General features: G+C 65.0%; 17 protein-coding genes and 3 pseudogenes. 13 read left to right on the forward strand and 7 right to left on the reverse strand.

The genetic code is table 11. The features are described 5' to 3' along the window. Positions 1–78: 78 nt before the first annotated feature. Positions 79–2,403: a tetratricopeptide repeat protein gene (locus ACFXHE_RS27645; RefSeq protein WP_379387368.1), complete on the reverse strand. Its 2,325-nt coding sequence runs from the start codon at positions 2,401–2,403 to the stop codon at positions 79–81. Between ACFXHE_RS27645 and ACFXHE_RS27650 the strand changes: the two genes are divergently transcribed. The 5 genes from ACFXHE_RS27650 (at position 2,391) to ACFXHE_RS27670 (ending at position 6,269) form a co-directional block, all read left to right on the forward strand. Continuing rightward, positions 2,391–2,840, forward strand: a complete 450-nt coding sequence (locus ACFXHE_RS27650; protein ID WP_379387369.1) for a hypothetical protein — start codon at positions 2,391–2,393, stop codon at positions 2,838–2,840. The two genes, ACFXHE_RS27645 and ACFXHE_RS27650, sit on opposite strands and share 13 nt — an antisense overlap. Before the next feature lie 27 nt (positions 2,841–2,867). Then, the gene (locus ACFXHE_RS27655) at positions 2,868–3,260 is read left to right on the forward strand and encodes a hypothetical protein (protein ID WP_379387370.1); all 393 of its coding nucleotides are present in this window, start codon (positions 2,868–2,870) and stop codon (positions 3,258–3,260) included. A 23-nt stretch (positions 3,261–3,283) separates the two neighbouring features. Beyond that, complete coding sequence (locus ACFXHE_RS27660; RefSeq protein ID WP_379387371.1) at positions 3,284–4,177, forward strand: tetratricopeptide repeat protein; 894 nt, start codon at positions 3,284–3,286, stop codon at positions 4,175–4,177. A 192-nt stretch (positions 4,178–4,369) separates the two neighbouring features. Continuing rightward, on the forward strand, positions 4,370–5,359 hold the full coding sequence (locus ACFXHE_RS27665) for an SEFIR domain-containing protein (RefSeq protein ID WP_379387372.1): 990 nt from the start codon (positions 4,370–4,372) through the stop codon (positions 5,357–5,359). Between the two features lie 52 nt (positions 5,360–5,411). Then, a complete protein-coding gene (locus tag ACFXHE_RS27670) occupies positions 5,412–6,269 on the forward strand; it encodes a DUF1707 domain-containing protein (RefSeq protein ID WP_379387373.1) in 858 nt (285 codons plus the stop codon). 700 nt (positions 6,270–6,969) lie between these two features. Here ACFXHE_RS27670 and ACFXHE_RS27675 read toward each other — a convergent pair. The 3 genes from ACFXHE_RS27675 to ACFXHE_RS27685 form a co-directional block, all read right to left on the reverse strand. Beyond that, positions 6,970–7,170 carry a hypothetical protein gene (locus ACFXHE_RS27675; protein WP_379387374.1) on the reverse strand — a complete coding sequence of 67 codons (201 nt, stop codon included), beginning with the start codon at positions 7,168–7,170 and terminating at the stop codon, positions 6,970–6,972. 178 nt (positions 7,171–7,348) lie between these two features. After that, positions 7,349–7,879 (reverse strand): hypothetical protein, encoded by a 531-nt coding sequence (locus tag ACFXHE_RS27680; RefSeq protein ID WP_379387375.1) that lies wholly within the window; start codon positions 7,877–7,879, stop codon positions 7,349–7,351. A 335-nt stretch (positions 7,880–8,214) separates the two neighbouring features. Continuing rightward, on the reverse strand, positions 8,215–8,709 hold the full coding sequence (locus tag ACFXHE_RS27685; RefSeq protein ID WP_379387376.1) for a DUF4232 domain-containing protein: 495 nt from the start codon (positions 8,707–8,709) through the stop codon (positions 8,215–8,217). Positions 8,710–9,640: 931 nt separating this feature from the next. Between ACFXHE_RS27685 and ACFXHE_RS27690 the strand changes: the two genes are divergently transcribed. Both ACFXHE_RS27690 and ACFXHE_RS27695 read left to right on the forward strand, forming a co-directional pair. Continuing rightward, the gene (locus ACFXHE_RS27690) at positions 9,641–10,963 is read left to right on the forward strand and encodes a lipase family protein (protein WP_379387377.1); all 1,323 of its coding nucleotides are present in this window, start codon (positions 9,641–9,643) and stop codon (positions 10,961–10,963) included. 484 nt (positions 10,964–11,447) lie between these two features. Continuing rightward, entirely contained in the window at positions 11,448–11,696 is a 249-nt protein-coding gene (locus tag ACFXHE_RS27695) for a hypothetical protein (RefSeq protein WP_379387378.1), read from the forward strand. A gap of 125 nt (positions 11,697–11,821) precedes the next feature. Here ACFXHE_RS27695 and ACFXHE_RS27700 read toward each other — a convergent pair whose 3' ends face one another. Further along, the gene (locus tag ACFXHE_RS27700; RefSeq protein WP_379387379.1) at positions 11,822–12,400 is read right to left on the reverse strand and encodes a helix-turn-helix domain-containing protein; all 579 of its coding nucleotides are present in this window, start codon (positions 12,398–12,400) and stop codon (positions 11,822–11,824) included. Between the two features lie 43 nt (positions 12,401–12,443). On the opposite strand from ACFXHE_RS27700, the gene ACFXHE_RS27705 reads away from it, so the two are divergent. Together ACFXHE_RS27705 and ACFXHE_RS27710 are read left to right on the forward strand one after the other, a co-directional pair. Beyond that, complete coding sequence (locus ACFXHE_RS27705) at positions 12,444–13,493, forward strand: NAD(P)/FAD-dependent oxidoreductase (protein WP_379387380.1); 1,050 nt, start codon at positions 12,444–12,446, stop codon at positions 13,491–13,493. Beyond that, entirely contained in the window at positions 13,493–14,692 is a 1,200-nt protein-coding gene (locus ACFXHE_RS27710; RefSeq protein ID WP_379387381.1) for an MFS transporter, read from the forward strand. Before ACFXHE_RS27705 ends, ACFXHE_RS27710 begins: the two co-directional genes overlap by 1 nt. A gap of 339 nt (positions 14,693–15,031) precedes the next feature. Here ACFXHE_RS27710 and ACFXHE_RS27715 read toward each other — a convergent pair. Both ACFXHE_RS27715 and ACFXHE_RS27720 read right to left on the reverse strand, forming a co-directional pair. Then, positions 15,032–15,412: pseudogene (locus ACFXHE_RS27715) on the reverse strand (alpha/beta fold hydrolase); the annotation flags it as partial. After that, positions 15,407–15,652 (reverse strand): annotated as a pseudogene (locus ACFXHE_RS27720) (DUF5915 domain-containing protein); the annotation flags it as partial. The pseudogenes ACFXHE_RS27720 and ACFXHE_RS27715, both read right to left, overlap by 6 nt. A gap of 192 nt (positions 15,653–15,844) precedes the next feature. On the opposite strand from ACFXHE_RS27720, the gene ACFXHE_RS27725 reads away from it, so the two are divergent. The 4 genes and pseudogenes from ACFXHE_RS27725 (at position 15,845) to ACFXHE_RS27740 (ending at position 17,738) form a co-directional block, all read left to right on the forward strand. Continuing rightward, positions 15,845–16,288, forward strand: a complete 444-nt coding sequence (locus tag ACFXHE_RS27725) for a histidine kinase (protein ID WP_379387382.1) — start codon at positions 15,845–15,847, stop codon at positions 16,286–16,288. Positions 16,289–16,298: 10 nt separating this feature from the next. Next, a pseudogene (locus tag ACFXHE_RS27730) lies at positions 16,299–16,496 on the forward strand (tyrosine-type recombinase/integrase); the annotation flags it as partial. A gap of 77 nt (positions 16,497–16,573) precedes the next feature. Then, positions 16,574–16,891: a tyrosine-type recombinase/integrase gene (locus tag ACFXHE_RS27735; RefSeq protein WP_379387383.1), complete on the forward strand. Its 318-nt coding sequence runs from the start codon at positions 16,574–16,576 to the stop codon at positions 16,889–16,891. A gap of 181 nt (positions 16,892–17,072) precedes the next feature. Then, positions 17,073–17,738, forward strand: a complete 666-nt coding sequence (locus ACFXHE_RS27740) for a DUF2637 domain-containing protein (protein WP_379387384.1) — start codon at positions 17,073–17,075, stop codon at positions 17,736–17,738. The last annotated feature ends 22 nt before the right edge of the window (positions 17,739–17,760 follow it).

A 17,760-nucleotide genomic window follows, 5' to 3' on the forward strand; every position in this document is an offset into this window, starting at 1 on the left:
GCTGGCAGAAGTATGTGTGCCAGTGGTGCAAGTTCGAATGGAAGGCATTCGCGCCGTAACCGCCTGCCGGACACCGACTCAACCGTCGGTGTCCGGCAACGCTTCCAGTCGTGCGCGGATCTCGTCCTGCCGCTGCCGGTCGCGCAGCACGGTGTAGCCGGCCAGCGCCTCATTCCAGTGCATGCGCGCCGCGGGCCAATTGGCCTGGGCCGCGGCGATCTCACCCAGCCCGTCGTAACCGCGGGCCTGCTCCAGCATGCTCCCCGACCGTGTCGCGAGTTCAGTGGCGCGGGAGAACATTTCACCTGCCTGCTGCAAGGCGTCCAGCTGCCGGTAGGCGCGCCCGAGCACGTTGTAGGCCATCGCCTCGTCGACGTGCAGCTGCTGGGCGTGGAACACCTCGAGCGCCTCCCGCGCCATCGGCACCGCCGCCGCATACCGGCCCATGGCGATTTCGATCGTGGCGCTGTCGCGCAGCAGGATTGCCACATTCCTCGGCTTGCCGTGGGCGGTCAGATAGTCGAGAGCCATGGCGCTCTTGCGCCGAGCTTCCGCCGGCTCGCCCGCCACGAAATCCGCCCATGCCTCGTGCGCGAGTGCGATGTGCTCGCCATAGGCGTCGCCGATCTGTTCGAAACGGGCACGAGCCCGCCGGTACAGTGCCGCGGCGGCCGCCACATGACCGCCCGACAGCTCGGCGAGCCCGAGGTTGTTGCAGGTCACCGCCTCGGCATAGGCATCGGCCGACCGCTCGGCGGCGGCCAGCGCCAGCTCGTGGGTGCGCAGCCACAGGTCGATATCGTGCGTGATGAAGGCGAATTCGCGGATCCCGAACGCCAGCTGCCAGCACTGCTCGTCGCGGCCCAGCGCGTAGGCCGTGGTCGCGGCGGCCAGCAGGTTGTCCCGGTCGGCAGTCAATTGCGCTATCGCGAAACGGTATTCGCGCATCGGAGCCGCTGTGTCCCGCACCGACGGGGCCATGGCCGCACGATGCCGGGTGGGGGTGAGCAGGCGGTCCGCCGCGTCCGCGGTCGACAGGTAGTGATCCACCAGCCGCGCGCGGACCCGAGCGTGTTCGTCGCGGGTGAGCGTGGTGTGGGCGCGCTTGTGCGCGAAAGATTTGATGAGATCGTGGAATTCGTAACGGCCCGAGCGTGGGGACGCGAGCAGATTGACCTCGATCAGGTGCCGCACCGAGCGGCGCGCCACACCGCTGTCGACCTCGGCCATGGCGGCGACCGCCGCCAGGTCGAAGTCGGGACCGGGGTGCAGTCCGAGCAGGGTGAAAACACGTGCGAGCTCCGGAGCCAACCGCGCCACCGAGTACTCGAACAGTGCTGGGAGATCGCGGTCCCCGTCGTGGAAGACCTCGATCCCGTCATCGTCATCGGCGGTGCTCGGCCACGTCTCGGTGTGCACGACCGCCGCTGCGATCTTGATGGCGACCGGCAACCCGTGGCACCGGCGGGTCATCGCCACCAATTGATCCTCGGATGGCCGGCGGTCATCGGGCAGGTCCGCGATGAGCTCGCACGCCAATTCCGCCGAATCATTGACCGACAGCGGCGTTATCGGCACTCGGCGGGCATCATCGAGACCGTTGAGATTGCTGCGACTGGTGAGCAGCACCCGACTGTCACCGTGGGTGGGCAACAGCGGCCGCACGTGCGCGGCGTCGAGGACGTTGTCCAGTACCAGCAGCAGGCATTTGTCGGCCAGCAGCTCACGCAGGGCGACCAGCCGCTCTTCCTGGTGAGCCGGCACCGATTCCGGCGGCGCCTTCAACTGACGCAGGAGCTTGCCCGCCGCCTCGCCCGTCGACATGGCCGGGGTGTCGGCATATCCGCGCAGGTCGAGAAACAGGCACCCATCGGGAAACTCCTTCTCCAGGCTGCGGGCGGCCCGCACCGCCAGCGCGGTCTTGCCGACACCGCCGACACCGCACAGCACGCACACGGTGCTCGTCGCGAACTCCGCCTGCGCCGAGCTGGTAAGCACGCCGAGAATCTGCGCGAGTTCCGCCTTCCGGCCGTGCAATTTTCTTATATCCCTGGGTAATTCGCCGGCATACAGGCCTAGCGATGGTTGCTTCACACCGCCTTCGCGACGGGTTCGCCGCGCGATCTCGGCGGCGTCGCGCAGGGTCTGCAACTGCCCGATGGCGGCTCCGTCGAGTCGTAGTTCGAGGAGCATCGATTCCAGTACCGAGGCCGATGGCAGCGTCGTTCCCTTGAGATAGGCGTAGACGCTGCCGACCGAGATGTTCAGCCGCTTGGCCAGATTCCTGCGCTTCACGCTGGTGCCGAGCTGCTTCTCGGCGCGCAGCATCGCCTGGTTCAGTGCGGTGACGAAATCCTCCAGCGCGACATCCGGATCGACGGCTCGTCGCGATGTTCCGGCCATCGGTCACCTCCGCGCTCCTGTGGCGGCACCGTGCAGTTTATTCAAGCGGTTTCCAGATGTCCAGGAACTGCACCACCGCGCGTGATGCAGTTGTACGCAACAACATTCGCGACCGGAAGGAAGTCATCGTGAAGCGCGCCGCAGTTCTCGCCGCCCTATTGGCCACCGGATCACTCGCTCTCGGCGGCTGCTCCAACTCCCACGGTTCCGCCTCGACTCCGTCCGGTTCGATGCAGTCCGCCACGGGCGGCGAAACGACCTGCAAGGATTTCCTCGCCGCCGACAAAACGCGCAAGGAATCGATTATCGAATCCTATTTGCGCAGCACCGGACAGAGTGCGAGCCGGTCCTCGATCACCGCGACCCGGTTGTCCGCGGAGGCGTTCTGCCGCACCACCGGCAAGAACAAACTGGTCCGCGATATCACCACGGGTTGAGACACAGAGGGTGCTCAGGAGTTCATGATGGAAGCTTTGTTCGTACTTTTCGTTGTCGCGTTCGTCGCCGTACTGATACTCGGGTTCTTCCTCAGCGCCGGCGCTCGAAAGCAGGTCGACACCTATGCGAAAGTGCCCTACGCCCAAGTGATCGACGTGGTGCACGACCACTTCGGTTCGGTGTGGTGGCGCGCGGTCGACGGCCCGGGGGATATGAACTTTCGAGTGCGGGGGTTCGGGCTGAGTTCGGTGGGCAGTGACAAACCGGTCCTCTCGGTCAAGGTAACCGCGATGGACAACGGAAACATCAGCGTCGCCGCTTGGATGTCGTCGTGGTCGCAGCGAATGGGAATCGTGGGGTGTTGCGACCGCGTGTACTTCAAGCGGCGCACGCTGATTCAGAAGATCGAAGCACTCTAGCCCGAACCAGGCAGGACATTCCCATGGATCCACAGCCCCTGTCCGGGGACACCCGCCCCGACTGGAATTCGATAGCGCAGGACTACCTCGATCGCGGCGACGGATTCCAGGCGCATATGGCCGCGCGGGAGGCGACTCATCAACGGCCCGGCGACGCGGAGGCGTGGTACATCCGTGCCCAGGCCTCCCTCGAACTCGACAATGGCAATGACGCCCTGTTCGAGATCACGGAGGCGATCCGATTGCATTCCGGCGATCCGCGGTTCCACTGCGTACTCGGCGATATTCATTGCGGCGCCCGCGATTGGACGCGGGCCCGGGCCGCGTACGAGCGAGCACAGGCTCTCGATCCGAGCAGTCCGCTGTACGCCATCGGCATCGCGAACACCTATGCCGACAATCTGGAACTGGCTATTCCCATCTACGAGAAGGCCGTTCGCGAATACCCGGGTAACGCGTACTTCCGGGAGCACCTCGCCGCCGCGCTTGCCGACTCGATCACCGACCGGTGGAGCGAATTCGCCGACGGTGGCCGCTGCATCACCAATCAGGCGCAGCTCGACTCCTCCTGGAAGGTGCTCGAGCGGATCGCGGACCTCGATCTCCGGGCTGCGGAATTCTCGGAGGTGCGCACGCACATCGCGGAGATCCGGCGGTTGGTGGAACGTGCAGCGCAGGTCAGGTGGTACGGATCGGATCACATCGTGGCGTATCTGGTCGCGACCGCAGTGTGTGTGCTCACCTTTCTGATCGCGGCCGGCGCGGGCGACGGGGGACTGGGAGTGCTCGGCCTGCTGGGCGGGGTCGCCATTGTCACCGGCTACGTCCTGCGGCATCGCATGCCGGAGTGGAAATGGACCCGGCGCAGCGTTTCTCAGAGTGTCCGGCGTACCGGTCAGCAAGATCCCGACCGTTAGGTATTGAGAAACCAACGGCAATACCGTAATTAAGCGGACAAATCAGACGCGACTGAAAAATGAGGGGTTTCCAATGGGTCACCGTGGCGTACGCTACGTCCGTACTACCGGTGATAGGCGTTGAGGGCGGACACAATGGGTGGTGGAGAACGGTTTTCATCCGAGTCCCATGGCGAGTCGCCGAGAGTGTTCGTGACGTATTCGCACGATACGAAGGAACACAAGGAACTGGTGCGGCAATTCGCGACCTTTCTCCGTGAAGACGCCGGTATCGACGTGCACCTGGATCTCTGGTACGACACCGAGCGACGCGATTGGTCCAGCTGGGCGATCGATCAACTCACCAGGGCGGACTTCATTCTCGTCATTGCCTCGCCCGAGTACAAAAGGCGGGCAGAGGGTTCGGCCGCACCGGACGAGGGCCGCGGCGCTCAGTTCGAGGCCGCGATACTCCGCAATGAGCTCACCAGAAATCTCTTCGAACAGACCAGGCGGATTCTTCCCGTGGTCCTGCCCGGGCGCTCGATCGATGAAATCCCCATCTTCCTGACGGGGTACTCCGCTACCCGCTACGTGATCGAAGAATTCACCGTCGACGGCATCACCGACCTGCTCGTCGCGTTCACCGGAGAAGGGGAGCATCCCCTGCCGACCCGCGGCGACTGGATCGGCTCCCCATTCGCCAGAAGATCGCGCGCGACACCGGTATCCGGACCGGTACGCCGCAAGGCCAGGCTATTGACCACGGTGCTGGATCCGTCGAACATCGGTCCCGACTTGATATTCGGCGGCGCGGATCTGGATGCCGAACACTATGGCAACAGCATCGTGCACCGCTGCAACGCCTTCTGCGGTGATCCGAGGAGCGCCGTCGAATACACGCTGGGCCGCCGGTACCACGAGTTCGAAACCGTGGTCGGCATTCTCGACAATGCCAAGGACGCCAACCAGATCGGATACTTCCAAGTCTTCCTCGACAACGAGCCGCAGCCACAGGTCCGCGCGACCCTCGGCGAACCGATCCGACTCCATTACAACGTGGAGCGAGTACTGCGAATACGCTTGGTCGCCTACCGTCCGGATACGGTGGAGAATCCGATAGTGGCAGGTATGGCTTCCGCCGTCGGTCGCCCGATTCGACTCCCCGAACTCGCATGGGGTGATCCGACGCTGTTCGAATGAGCAACTGACACAATAAAACTGGATCGCCACGATCGAACGTAAGGCCCGGAGTATGGACGAAACCCGTCAGCCGCGGATCGGAACAGTCGAACGCGAGCGCGCGTTCGAAGCCCTCAAACAACACCTCGCCGCGGACCGCATCAATCTCGCCGAATTCGACGAGCGGGCGGCGCGCATTCACGCCGCTGCGACGCAGCCCCAGATCGACTCGGTCTTCGCCGACCTACCCGCGCTGTCGAAGGGTCCGGGCCGCTGGAAACGATTCGCGGTACCCGCCGCCCTCGGCGGCGCAGTGCTGGTACTGGTCGGCGCCGTCGCGATCGTCGCGGTGGACCGCTCGCACCCGCAGGCCACCCGCACGGTAGTCGTCACCACCGTCGTCGGGCCGGCCGCGAGCCTCCCCGCCACGACTGCGCTGACGACATCGACCACGGTGACCTCGACGTCGCCGATCACCCGCACCTCCACCACGCCCACCAGCGGAGCCTCGGTTATCCCGGTCCCCGGGGTGCAGTACCTGATGGACCTGCGAAAGCTGGACGGCGCAACCTATCTCAACTTCAACACCGGCCCCGCCGAGGTGTCGGGCACCAGCTACACCCGTTCGATCATGCTCGATCCGGACGGCCGCCATCTGGCCTTCGTCGAATACGACCTCGCCCGGAAGTACGCGCACCTCGACGGTGTCCTGGGCGTCCGTGACGACGCGACCCCGTCCGGCATGGCCATGCGTTTCCAGATCTATGCCGACGAGGTCCTCGTCACCGACTCCACCGTCAAACTCGGCGACACCGCCCCCATCCACATCGACTTCGACCGCCCACTCCGCCTGCGCCTCCAGGTCACCAACCTGAACCCGGGCGGCGACGCTTACGCCATCTTCGGAGACCTCCGAGCAACCGCTAATTGACCCGGTCGACTACACCATCCCGAGCCGCAGCGTCTCGCCACGTTGAACGCAAAGGAGGCCGCTCCCATTGGGAGCGGCCTCCTCGATGTGGAGCTAAGGGGAATCGAACGCCTGACCTTCTCGATGCGAACGATGATCTTGTCTGTTTTGCCCGGTTTGGGTGGTGTTGGGTGTGCTGGCACCATAGCTCTGGCCAGGCATTCGGACGTTGGTGGCATCGGGTCGGATTGGCGGTCAGCGAAGCTACTGCGGACGTCCTGCGGACGAACTCCCTCGATCCTTCATTTCAATTGCCCTGTGGCGCTTCCTTCTTCGGCGCCCGAAAGACTGGACGGGCCACGGTTGCGGGGCCGGCGTCGCCCCGCGCTGGCCGGTTCGGTCAGCGCGGTATGCGGCAATGTAGGACGTCGGGTGCCGAGTAGTCGACCGCCGGGTGATCCCACCGTTATGGTCCTTCTCGGTACCCATCCACATCGCATCATGGCGTGCACTCTCACCTCTCCATGAATAGAAGAATGGCCCTGACCATATGAAACGGCCAGGGCCATTCTTGTGTCTCAACCACACAGTCGGGGTGACAGGATCGGAACCTGTGGTGAGTCGATGATGGGGTCGCCGCCGGAGCAGCCCGTCCAGGCCAGTCTCGGCACATCGTCCCGACGCTACCTGCCGGACGAGGCGCGGGCACGGACCCGCGGGGTCAGTTGTTGTTCTGGAAAAGCAGCCTTCCGATCATGTCGCCGATGGCGTGGCCGGAGCCGGCGGCGCTACCCGAGCCGTACCCGCTGATGTCGGAGTTCTGCTGGGTGCCGTTGTTGATCGGCTGCAGCTGCACATCGGCACCTGCGGTGCCAGCGTTGGTCACGATGGCGGCGGCGATAGCGGCCGTCCCCAGCGTCATGCGGACGAGTGTGTTCCTGACGTTCATGGTTACCTTTCCGTGCCGCCCGTGGGCGGCGAAAAACGATCTTGAAGTCAGCGTTAGTGACGTTGGTCAGCAAGGCGACGCGTGGAACTGCTGCGGACACTCTGCGAACTGTCGAAAGCCCTGACAAGCCAGGGCTTTCGACAGGGTGTTACTACTTCTGAGCCGAAAGGCTGCTGAGGAGACCGCCGATCACCGGAATGGAACTCGCGCTACCGGTTCCCGTGCCGGTGGGCTGGGTGCAATTCGACCCGGCCGGAGCGGACTGCACCACGGTGACTGCCAATGGCCCTCCAAAGGGGGTGCCGTAGCCGCCCTGGCTGTATGGGGCCATCATGAGCTGCCACTGCCCTGCCGCAGGTGGCGTCCACTGCACAGTCACGTCCTGGCCGGCGACGTACTTCACCGGGGCGGAGACGGTTGTCGACAGTCCGCTGCCGGCAGACGGTGTTTCCACCAGTGCCCACTCGTTCAGAGCGGTCTCGACGGCAGGCATTTGCGCCCACAGTGCCGCAGCATCTGCCGCAGGCAGCGTGACAGCATAGGTGGTGCCAACGCAATACGCTTGCGACGGTGTAATGGTCATGTCTGCTGATGCGGTCGTAGCCGAGACGATGGTGGCCACCCCCATCGCCACTCCTGCGGCGATACCGACGGTCGAACGAGCAAGGACCGACATTTTCATACTTCACTCCCCAGTTGTCGAAAGTCCCCATGTACCAAGGGGACTGGCGCAGCCTATCGGAAGTGACTGACATCTATTTCAGAGTGATGTTGCACGGGGTGGGGGATGCGAAACCAGCCGTCCGCGCCAGGCGTGAGCTCCCTCGATCCTTCCTTTCCGATCATCCTCACTGGACCGCGATGCCGGAGTTGTTCCTCGGCGCGGAGGGCTCTGCCGCCGGCGCGCACGACGTTGACGGTTGCGGCCTTGCGGTGGCGCGGCGAGGCTGTGTGGCCGCGGCAGTGGCACCCGCGACTGAGCCGACAAGCTGAAACGCGCACAAACCCGGCAAGCGCTCAGCCGTGCAGGGGACCGATGTAGGTGCCCGGGTGGGTCGCGCCTTGGGGCCATACCGTGATCGAGCCCAGGGCGGTGGGCCAGGCGGCATGCAGTTGGGTGGTGGAATCGGGTGGGGTGACGATGATTTCGGTGGGGGTATCGGTGCCGGTTACGTAGGTCAGGGTGCTCTTGGCCTGACCGCCCCCGGGCAGGTGGACCGGTTGGCCCTGTTCGGTGGTTCGGGGCAGCGAGGCGCGGCCATTGTCGCCCACCGCAGCCAGGTCGACTCCCGGGAAGCCTTGCAGAACACAGGATTCCTGGGACAGGTTCGTCAGCACGATACTTGCGGTGCGCTGACTGCCGGTGGGCTGTCCGAGCTCGGGCTGCACGGTGAGGCCCAGCCGTGAGGCCCCGCACCACGGCTCTTCCGCCTGCGCCTGTCCCGCCGCCATGCAGGGGACTACCGCCCCGGCCACCACCAGCACTGCCGAAGCCACTGCCCTGAAACGCATTTGCCGATCCTTCCGCGTCATCGTGATCGACAGTGATCTTGCGGAAGGAACCTTATGGACGACTAATGATCCGTTGAACGCTGCCCTCCTCGGTGGAGGCGGCGCCCGACTCCGCTCAGATCACCGACCGGATGTCGCCGCCGCTCACCCGGATGGTCGCGCCACTGATGTAGTCGGCGTAGCCGCTGGCCAGATAGGCCACGGCACCGGCGATTTCCGCGGGTCAGCCGAACGGCCGGCGTCATTGGGTACGAGTTGCCGCCGCGTCGGCGCGCCAACTCCGCACCGACGCCGCCGAACGCCTCGGGCGGACGCCGCGCTCAGGTAGCGCGGCCGGGCGAAGTCACCACCGCCGCCGAAAGTCGCAGAGCCGCATGCGGTTCTGCGGTTCTGTGGAGCTAAGGGGAATCGAACCCCTGACCTTCTCGGTACCGCCGAGGGTGACTACCGTGCCCTACCGCCGACTGTCAACGACAAGCCAGAAAGGTGTGATGATCAGGTACTACGTCAACTCTTGACGATCTTCGGCAACCGAACATGGATTCGATTGTTCAAGGCGCTCACCTGATTTGATGTGACTTAGTTGGACGCTCTGATAGCTCCTTTGTCCGGCGTGTTGTCATGCAGACACGCCGGGTGGGGAATCCGGATAGTGATCATCTGGCTATCGGGTGGAAGGGCGGATTCCCGGCTTGGCTGGGCTGTCGGAGCAGCCGATGGCCGTTGCCGTTGCCGTCGCCGAGCTGGCCGCTGAACTCGACCGGGTCGACGGAGGATGCGGACCGGCTTCCCTTGCGGGGGAGACATTTTCGGTGCGGTGACCGGCTGATCTGGCGCCGGGGAGTGGTTGCGGCTGCCAGTCATCTTTTTCGTCGGATTGCGGGTATGCGTCCTCTACAGGTGTGTAGCCTCCCTGGCGGAGGGAGTGCAAATGATGAGTAAAGTCGCATCTTCTTGTGGCGCAGGGGGTTCAGCGGTCGGCCGTCGGCAACTGCGCTCGGTTCTGATCGCGGCAACGGCCGCACTGTGCCTCACCGGCACCCCGGCAGCGGTTGGCAATGCGGATCCGATCCCGATTCCGCAGAACGACCCGTTCTACACCCCGCCGTCGGGCTGGGAATCGACGGCGCCGGGCACCATCCTGAATTCGCGGCCGGTCGAGGTGGCCTCGATGCGGCCGGAGGCGGAGGACGCCGATGCCTGGCAGTTGCTGTATCGAACGACAGATAACGCGGGCCGGCCCATGACGACCGTGACGACGGTGCTGCGCCCGCGAACCGGGCAGGTCAAGGGCTTGATCACCTATCAGGCTGCCGAGGATGCCTCAGCCCCGCAGTGCGCTCCCTCGTACGCGCTCCGGCAGGGAGCGGTCCCGCTGGACCACAAGTACGACGCCTCCTTGGATTTCTTGCAGATCGACCAGATGTTGTCGTCCGGTCACGCGATTTCCGTACCCGACTGGGAGGGGTCGAACGGGGCGACGATCGTCCCGAAGCAGCCGGGTTACACCGCGCTCGACGGCGTGCGCGCGGCCGAGGCATTCACGCCGCTCGGCCTGTCCGGGACCGATACTCCGGTTGCTGCGGCGGGCTATTCCGGCGGGTCGTTGGCCAGCGTTTGGATCTCGCAGCTGCAGCCGACCTACGCTCCCGAAGTACGACTGGTCGGTGTTGCCCGGGGCGGTGGGGCGGGTGGGCCGTCAGAGCCTGTCGGCCCTTATCTGCAGTCGCTCGACGGCGGTCCGTTCTCCGGTTTCCTGCTGTCGCTCCTGCCGGGCATGATGCGCGCCGATCCACGTCTGGCGGCAGCTTTCGACACGTATCTGACGCCTGCCGGGAAAGCGTTGATGGCCGCGGGTGACAACGAATGCTCGGTGCCGCTCGTGGAGAAGTATCCGTTCCTGCACATGGACGACTACCTGACGATCCCCTTCTCGCAAGTGTTCGAGCAGGTACAGGCGTTCTTCGACGAGACGGACTACGGCATCACGGCGCCGACCGTGCCGACATTCCTCTATCACGCCGTGAACGACGAGATCGTCCGCATCGCATGGGTCGACCAGGCGGTGGCGAATTGGTGCGCATCGGGGGCGCCGATCACCTATATGCGGGACCAGATGAGCGAGCACCCCAGTCTCGAAGTCGCTGCGACTGCTGCGGCCCTGCGGTGGATCGATGACCGTCTGGCGGGGCAGCCCGCGCCGGACGACTGCTCGATACGCACGGTGCCGTCGATGGCGCTCGGCGGCGCGTAGCGCGCGACGCTCCTGCCGATCCGGGCTCGGCAGCGCGGCCTACTTTGTGCTGCGCGGCTGACCGGTTGCCTGGGGAGCGCCGGCCGTAGGGGCGAGCGGCAGACTGGTGGAATGCACACGCTGGCCGAGTATCTGAAGACGCGACGTGGGGCGATCGGGCCCGGGGAGGTCGGGTTGCCGGTCGGGCCGGGGTTGCGGCGGACGCCGGGGTTGCGGCGGGAGGAGTTGGCGGCGCTGGCGGGGATGAGGTCTTCGTTACACACTCCTTAGCTCCGCCTGGGCCCGCCGGGCAGTATTGGTCAAGAGTAAGCGCCGGTCTGCTGTGGGCTCGCGGCTCTTCGGTGGCACACTGGCTCCGGTGAAAGATGATGTGGCAGTGGCGCTAACGGCGTGCAGGCATCTTGCTCGAACCTTTTAGGCATTGTTTTCGAGTTTTCCTGAGTACCAACAGTTTTCACTTGTTGGTTCCGAAGGAGTCGAGGCAATGCCCCGTTCGAAAAGTTCCCTGGAATACCCGCTCGAGACAGCGCCCGAGGGTGCGGCGCTGGTGACCGTCGGCAAGGCATCGGCCTTCCACCGGCGATTCGATGACGGCGAGCAGGTCGTGATCGTGCACTTCGGAAACGACGTGCATGTACATGTGCCCCACTGCGAAGACATTGCATTGCAAGCTGACCTGAATGAGGCGCTCGCCGAGTTCGTTTCGGGCGACGGCGCGGCGGTGGCGTCATGAACGACCCCCGCAAGATTTGATCGCGCCGACGCGATCCAGGTGTTGTGGCCCATGGGCGGCCCATATACGGCCGATTCGATCGTGTCCGCTGCGGCTGCTATCGGCGACCTGTGGCGATTCCTGCGTCAGCTTCGTGAGGTGCGGAGGTGGATGCGCTCGCCCTGTTTTCCGAAGAGGCTGAGTATTTCGACGCTGCCGCCTCCGGTGGCGCCGAACCAGTGCGGGATCTGACAGTCGAATTCGGCTGCTTCGCCGGCTCCCATGGTGAAGTCGTGATCGCCCAGTTTCACGCGGAGTTGTCCGCGGAGCACGTAGAGCCATTCGTAGCCTGCGTGGGTCCGCAGGTGGGGCTGTTTGTCGTGCGTGGGGATGGTCATCTTGTAGGCGCGTGGTTCTCCCTGATGTCGCGACAACGGGATCAGGACTCGGCCACCTGTCCTCGTGGGCTGCTGCGGCACGCGCGGATCGAGTATCCGCGGTGCTGAGACGATCTCGTCAAGGGGGATGCCGAGCGCTGCGGTGATCGGCAGGAGGAGTTCGAGGCTCGGCTTGCGCTGAGCTGATTCCAGACGCGACAGCGTGCTGGTCGAGATGCCAGTGGCTCTCGCGAGGTCGGCCAGACTGACGCCCTTCTTCTCGCGGGCGTGCCGCAGGCGAGGAGCGATCTGTTCGATCACGGCACCGACGCTGGGTTGCTCGTCCATGGGATGCAGTCAACCAAATCTGTCCCGGAATCAGCAACGTTGTTTGTCGATATCGATCGAATTCTCGATCCTGTCAGTGGAGGTGATCCGAATGGACGCAACAACAGATCCAACCAATGGATCAGTGTCAGAGGTGCTTTGGGACACGATCATCGTCGGTGGCGGGGCCGCCGGATTGTCGGCCGGGGTTGTACTCGCGAGGGCGCAGTTCGCGACCTTGGCCGTTGATAGCGGTGCGCCCCGGAACGAGCACGTCGACCACATGCACGGGTACTTGACCCGGGACGGCATGGCGCCGAGAGAGTTCGTCGCGACCGGGCAAGCCGAGCTGACCCGTTACGGCGGGAGGCTCATGCGGGCGTCGGTGACCGACGCGCGGCACGCGTCGGACGGCGCCTTCGAGCTGCAGCTCGATGACGACCGCACCCTGCGCGCTCGGTCGGTGCTGGTCGCAACCGGACTGACCGACGAGCTACCGGACATCCCGGGCCTGTCCGAGCGGTGGCCATCCGAGGTATATCACTGCCCCCACTGCCATGGCTACGAAGTGCGGGGACGGACCATCGCCGTGATCGGCAGCGAGATGGGAGCAGTATCGACACATCTTGCCTCGCTGATACGCCGCTACAGTTCGTCGGTGACGTTCTGCGTCAATGGCATCGAGGTCGGTGCCGCAGAGCGGCAGCGCCTCACAGCGTACGGCGTACGCCTGATCGACGCACTCGTTACGCGCGTCGTGACGAGTGCCGACACCGCGTCCGGGAACTCGATGGCGATCGAGCTCGACAACGGCGAGAAGGTCGGGTGTTCGGCCATCTTCGTGGCACCTCGGCCAGTGCCCCACGACACGATCCTGACCACGCTGGGCGCGGCCAAGGACCCGGTGAGCGGACTTGTTGCCGTCGACTCCCAAGGCGCCACGAGTTGCGCCGGGGTCTGGGCGGCCGGGAACGTGGTCAACCCCCGAGCTCGAGTCATCGCCGCCGCGGGCGCGGGCTCGACTGCCGCAATTGGAATGACCAGCTGGTTGCTCGACCAGGAGCTGTCCGCTGCCGTCGCGGCTGAACTGCTCGATGTCGGGGGCGCGAGCTGATGGTCGACACCGACACAGAGAGGTCTCGAACCAGTCGCTCCGAACGGCTGCCCATCGGTGTGTACTTGCTGGGTTTCAGCCTGTTCGCGATGGGAAGCGCGGAGTTCTTATTGGCCGGCGTACTACCTGCGATCGCCGCCGATCTGGACACCACGCTCTCCTCAGCCGGGCTTCTGATCACCGCGTTTGCGCTGGGTGTGGTGCTCGGCGGGCCGCCGTTGGCTGTGCTCGGTCTGCACTGGCCTCGCCGGACCGCGTTGGTGATAACCCAGAGTGTCTTTGCAGCCAGTATTGTCATCGGACTATTCGGAAACTACCCAGTTTTGCTGCTCACCAGGGTGATTTCGGGTATCGCCTATGCGGGCTTCTTCGCTGTCGCGTCGGTGACTGCGATCAGCCTGGTGACGCCGGACCTGAATGCCCGCGCTTCTGGAGTCGTGGTCAGCGGACTCAGCGTGGCAATGGTCGCCGGCGGTCCCGCAGGCACACTGCTCAGCCACTTCACCGAATGGCGCGGCGGCTTCTGGGCCGTGGTGGCCCTCACGGTCGCCGGGATCATCGGCTGTCGCCTCGGACTCCCCGCAGTCGACTCGAACACCAACCCGACCACCGGGCCGAGCGTGGCACGCGAGCTCGCCACGATGCGGAAACCGATCCTGTGGGGCATCTACGCGATCACGATCCTGACCACGGCGGCATACATGATCACATTCAACTACCTGGCAGCCATGCTTGCTGATATCACCGCCGTCCCCGAGGTTTGGATTCCGGCGATCCTCGCGCTGTTCGGGGTCGGAGCGTTCGTCGGTCTGTCCATCGGCGGCCGCATCTCCGATCAGCGCCCTCACCTCGCGCTGCTCACCGGAGCACCGGCCATCGTGGTCCTGTCTGTGGTGATGACTATCGCAATCCGGCAAGTCTGGGCGGTGGTACCTACGGTATTCCTGATCGGCATCGCAGCGTTCGTGCTGAACCCCGCCGTATACGGACGCGTCTTCGCAATCGCAGCCGATGCCCCGACCCTCGCCGGCGCCACCACCGTGTCAGCATTCCAACTGGGCATCAGCATCACCCCCGTTCTAGCAGCCGCTTCACTGACACAAGGGGCCACTCTCACATCGGTGTGCGTGATCGGAGCCGCTCTCGCCGCGACCGCTATACCCCTCATTCTCCTTGACCGGGCCCAGCAGGTCCGCTGAACGAAACGCATGGCGGCCGACACAACCTCAGCCGCCATGCTTTCGACGCACAGCGGGCCGCCATGGCCCTCATCGAAAATCCTGCCGGTGATCGAGGCGTCCCGGACTCGCCACGACCTCGGTGACGCGCCGATGGTCGCCGCCGCGGACGCGGGTATGTTGTCCGCCGGTAATTTGAAAGAACTCGACGAGGCCGGGGTGAAGTTCATCGTGGGGTCGCGCACGGTGAAGCGCCAGCGGATCTGGCGTCGCATTTTCGTTGGCACGGTGACTGTTTCACCGACGGGCAGATCATCGATACCGTCACCCCGAGGAACACGAAGAGTGTGGCCAACGACCGAGGATCAGCGTCGAGCCCCAGGACCCGCCATAGAGCAGCCAGCGGTCGATGCCGAGGTGGGCGCGAAGCCGCTCGATATCGGCGATCAGGTGCTCGGTGGTGTTCACGGCCATGTCCGTGCGGGGGTCAGCGGCGCTCGGAATGCTCTGCCCGCAACCGCGTTGGTCGAACTGCACGATCCGAAATACCTTCGGATCGAACGACTTCCGCTGCCGCGGGCTGCTTCCGCTGCCCGGCCCGCCGTGCACCACCAGCGCCGGCTGGCCCGCAGGGTTGCCGCTGGTGCACCAGTACACCTGGTTTCCGTCGCCGACCTCGAGCAGGCCGTCTGCGTACGGGTCGATAGGGTAGCCGTCGTCGAGTTCGGTGACGGTGGAGATTTCGTCGGCCAGCGTTTCGCGGGCGAGGAACGCTCGATGGTGCTGGACCGCGCCGCGTGCCTGACCAATAGCGGCGATGGTCACTGTGATTCGGTCGGAGATGTCGAATCCGGCGTCGCGGCGTGCTTTCTGGACCACGCGCACGACGTCACGGGCGATTCCCTCGGCGATCAGTTCCGGCGTGATCCGGGTGTCGAGGGCGATGGTGATATCGCGCTGAGTGTCGACAAGCCCTTGCACCGAACTCGGTGTCGATCATGCCGAATCTGGTGTGTCCTCAAGCGAATTCGCCAACGGTGTCCATTTTGGGTCCAGTGCCTCGAATCCGTGGGGCGTTGAAGTCGTGGATCACTTGCCGCACATAGGCTTCCGACGCCTGCATCAGGCGCCCTGGCATTCATCGGCCATGCCGACCTGCGGCAGTTCGGGGCCGTGGCCGCCATCGCCACGACGAGCGCGTGGGCAATCGGGTACGCGGTCGCACGGCATCGCGCGTACCGCACGGACCTCGCCCGGCACAAGCGCCGGCTGGTGCACGCCGAGTTCGTCGAACAGCGGCCCGAGATCGCCCGTGAACTGCACGACGTCATCGCCCACAGCATGAGCGTGGTCTCCATCCAATCCGGGTACGGGCTCTACGTGCTCGATCGAGACCCGGCGAAGGCGCGCTCGGCCCTCGACTCGATCCAGGCCACGAGCCAGGCCTCGATCCGCGAGCTGCGGAACCTGCTCGCCGTGCTGCGCGCGGGGTCCGGCGACGGCGGCCCCGACGGCCTGGTCCCCACGCCCCGGCTCGCGGACCTCGACACCGTGATCGGCCGAGCATCGTGCCCGCGGCTACCTCACCCATGTTCAGGTCGAGCACTTGACCCGTGAGGTTACCGAGATGTCCACGGTCATACGGTTTCTGGCCTATACCGGGCTGCGGTGGGGCGAGATGGCCGCGCTCAGAGTGTCTGACTTCGACATGCTCCGCCGCCGTGTGAACATCCGCGAGGCCGTCGCCGAAGTAAAGGGGAGAGCGGTGTGGTCCACGACCAAGACCCACGCGCGCCGCTCGGTCCCATTTCCGAAGTTCCTGGCCGACGAACTTGCCGCTCTAATGCGCGGCAAGGGTCGAGACGCTCTCGTATTCGCCTCTCCGCAGGGCGCGGTGTCCGGGTGTCCACATATCGGAAGCGCGTATTCCGGCCCGCGGTCACCCGCCTGCGAGATCCGAAGAGAAAGGGGTGCGCGGCGAATCCCGAGGCGCCGCAATTCCCGTACGTCTCGCCGCACGATCTCCGGCACACCGCGGTGTCACTGGCGATCAGCGCTGGCGCGAACGTGAAGGCCGTCCAAACCATGCTCGGTCACAAGTCTGCGGCCATGACTCTGGACACGTACGCCGATCTCTTCCCGGACGATCTCGAATCCGTCGCCGAGGCTCTCGACGCCGCTGCTCGGTCAGCTATCGCGGCCGCTGCGGACGGGTACTGATAACCAAGATCACACGTAGTTCCGAAAACGAAAACCGCCCATGATCTCTGCCGAGGTCACGGGCGGTTCTCTGTGTTGTGGGCCTGACGCTCCACAACCCGAACACCCTGACCGCCGACGGACCGGAGATCCGGATCAAGCCGGTGGGTACCCGTCGCGTGGCCGTGGGTGGTGATCGGTAATGGCCACCGACTACCGGGATCAGCAGGGCCGCGGGTTGTGGGTGCAGTGCGCGTGCGTGGCGTTGGTGTGCCTGGGCGCGGCTTACGTCTCATACCGGCACGGGCGCATGTTCGCGCTGCGGTTCGGGGCAGATGAGGCCACAGCCCGGATCTGGCCGCTGATCGTGGACGGCATGATGACCGTCGCCACGATCGAACTCTGGCAGACCCGAGCCGGTCGACATCGGCGGGTTGCATGGCTGGCGTTCCTGTTTGGGGTCGGATTGTCGTTGTGCGCGAACCTCGACAGCGCGCCGCTAGTGAGTGGGCTCGGATTGGTAGTGGCGGGGTGCCCGCCGCTGGCGTTGCTGCTGTCAGTCGAACTGCTCAACCGAGCCCTCCTCCAGCGCCGCGCCGAGAGCGGCTGCGAGACGAGACCCGCATCCGAGACTCGAGACCACGGCCGTCCAGAATCGACCGATACCGCGTCTCGCTCGGGAGTTACCTTGACCGCCGAGCAGAAGATGTGGGCCTACTACCAGGAGCAGCTAGCGAACGGCCGGACTCCCTCGGGTGCGGAATTGGATCGCATTGCTGGAACGAACAATTACGGACGGCGAGTCCTGCGACGGTGGCGCACGTTGAGTGCGAGACCTCCAGCCGATGAAAACCCTTCGAGTAACTGACACCAACGAGAGCCCCAGCGCA

The sequence above is a fragment of the Nocardia sp. NPDC059229 genome (assembly GCF_042754165.1).
GTDB lineage: Bacteria > Actinomycetota > Actinomycetes > Mycobacteriales > Mycobacteriaceae > Nocardia.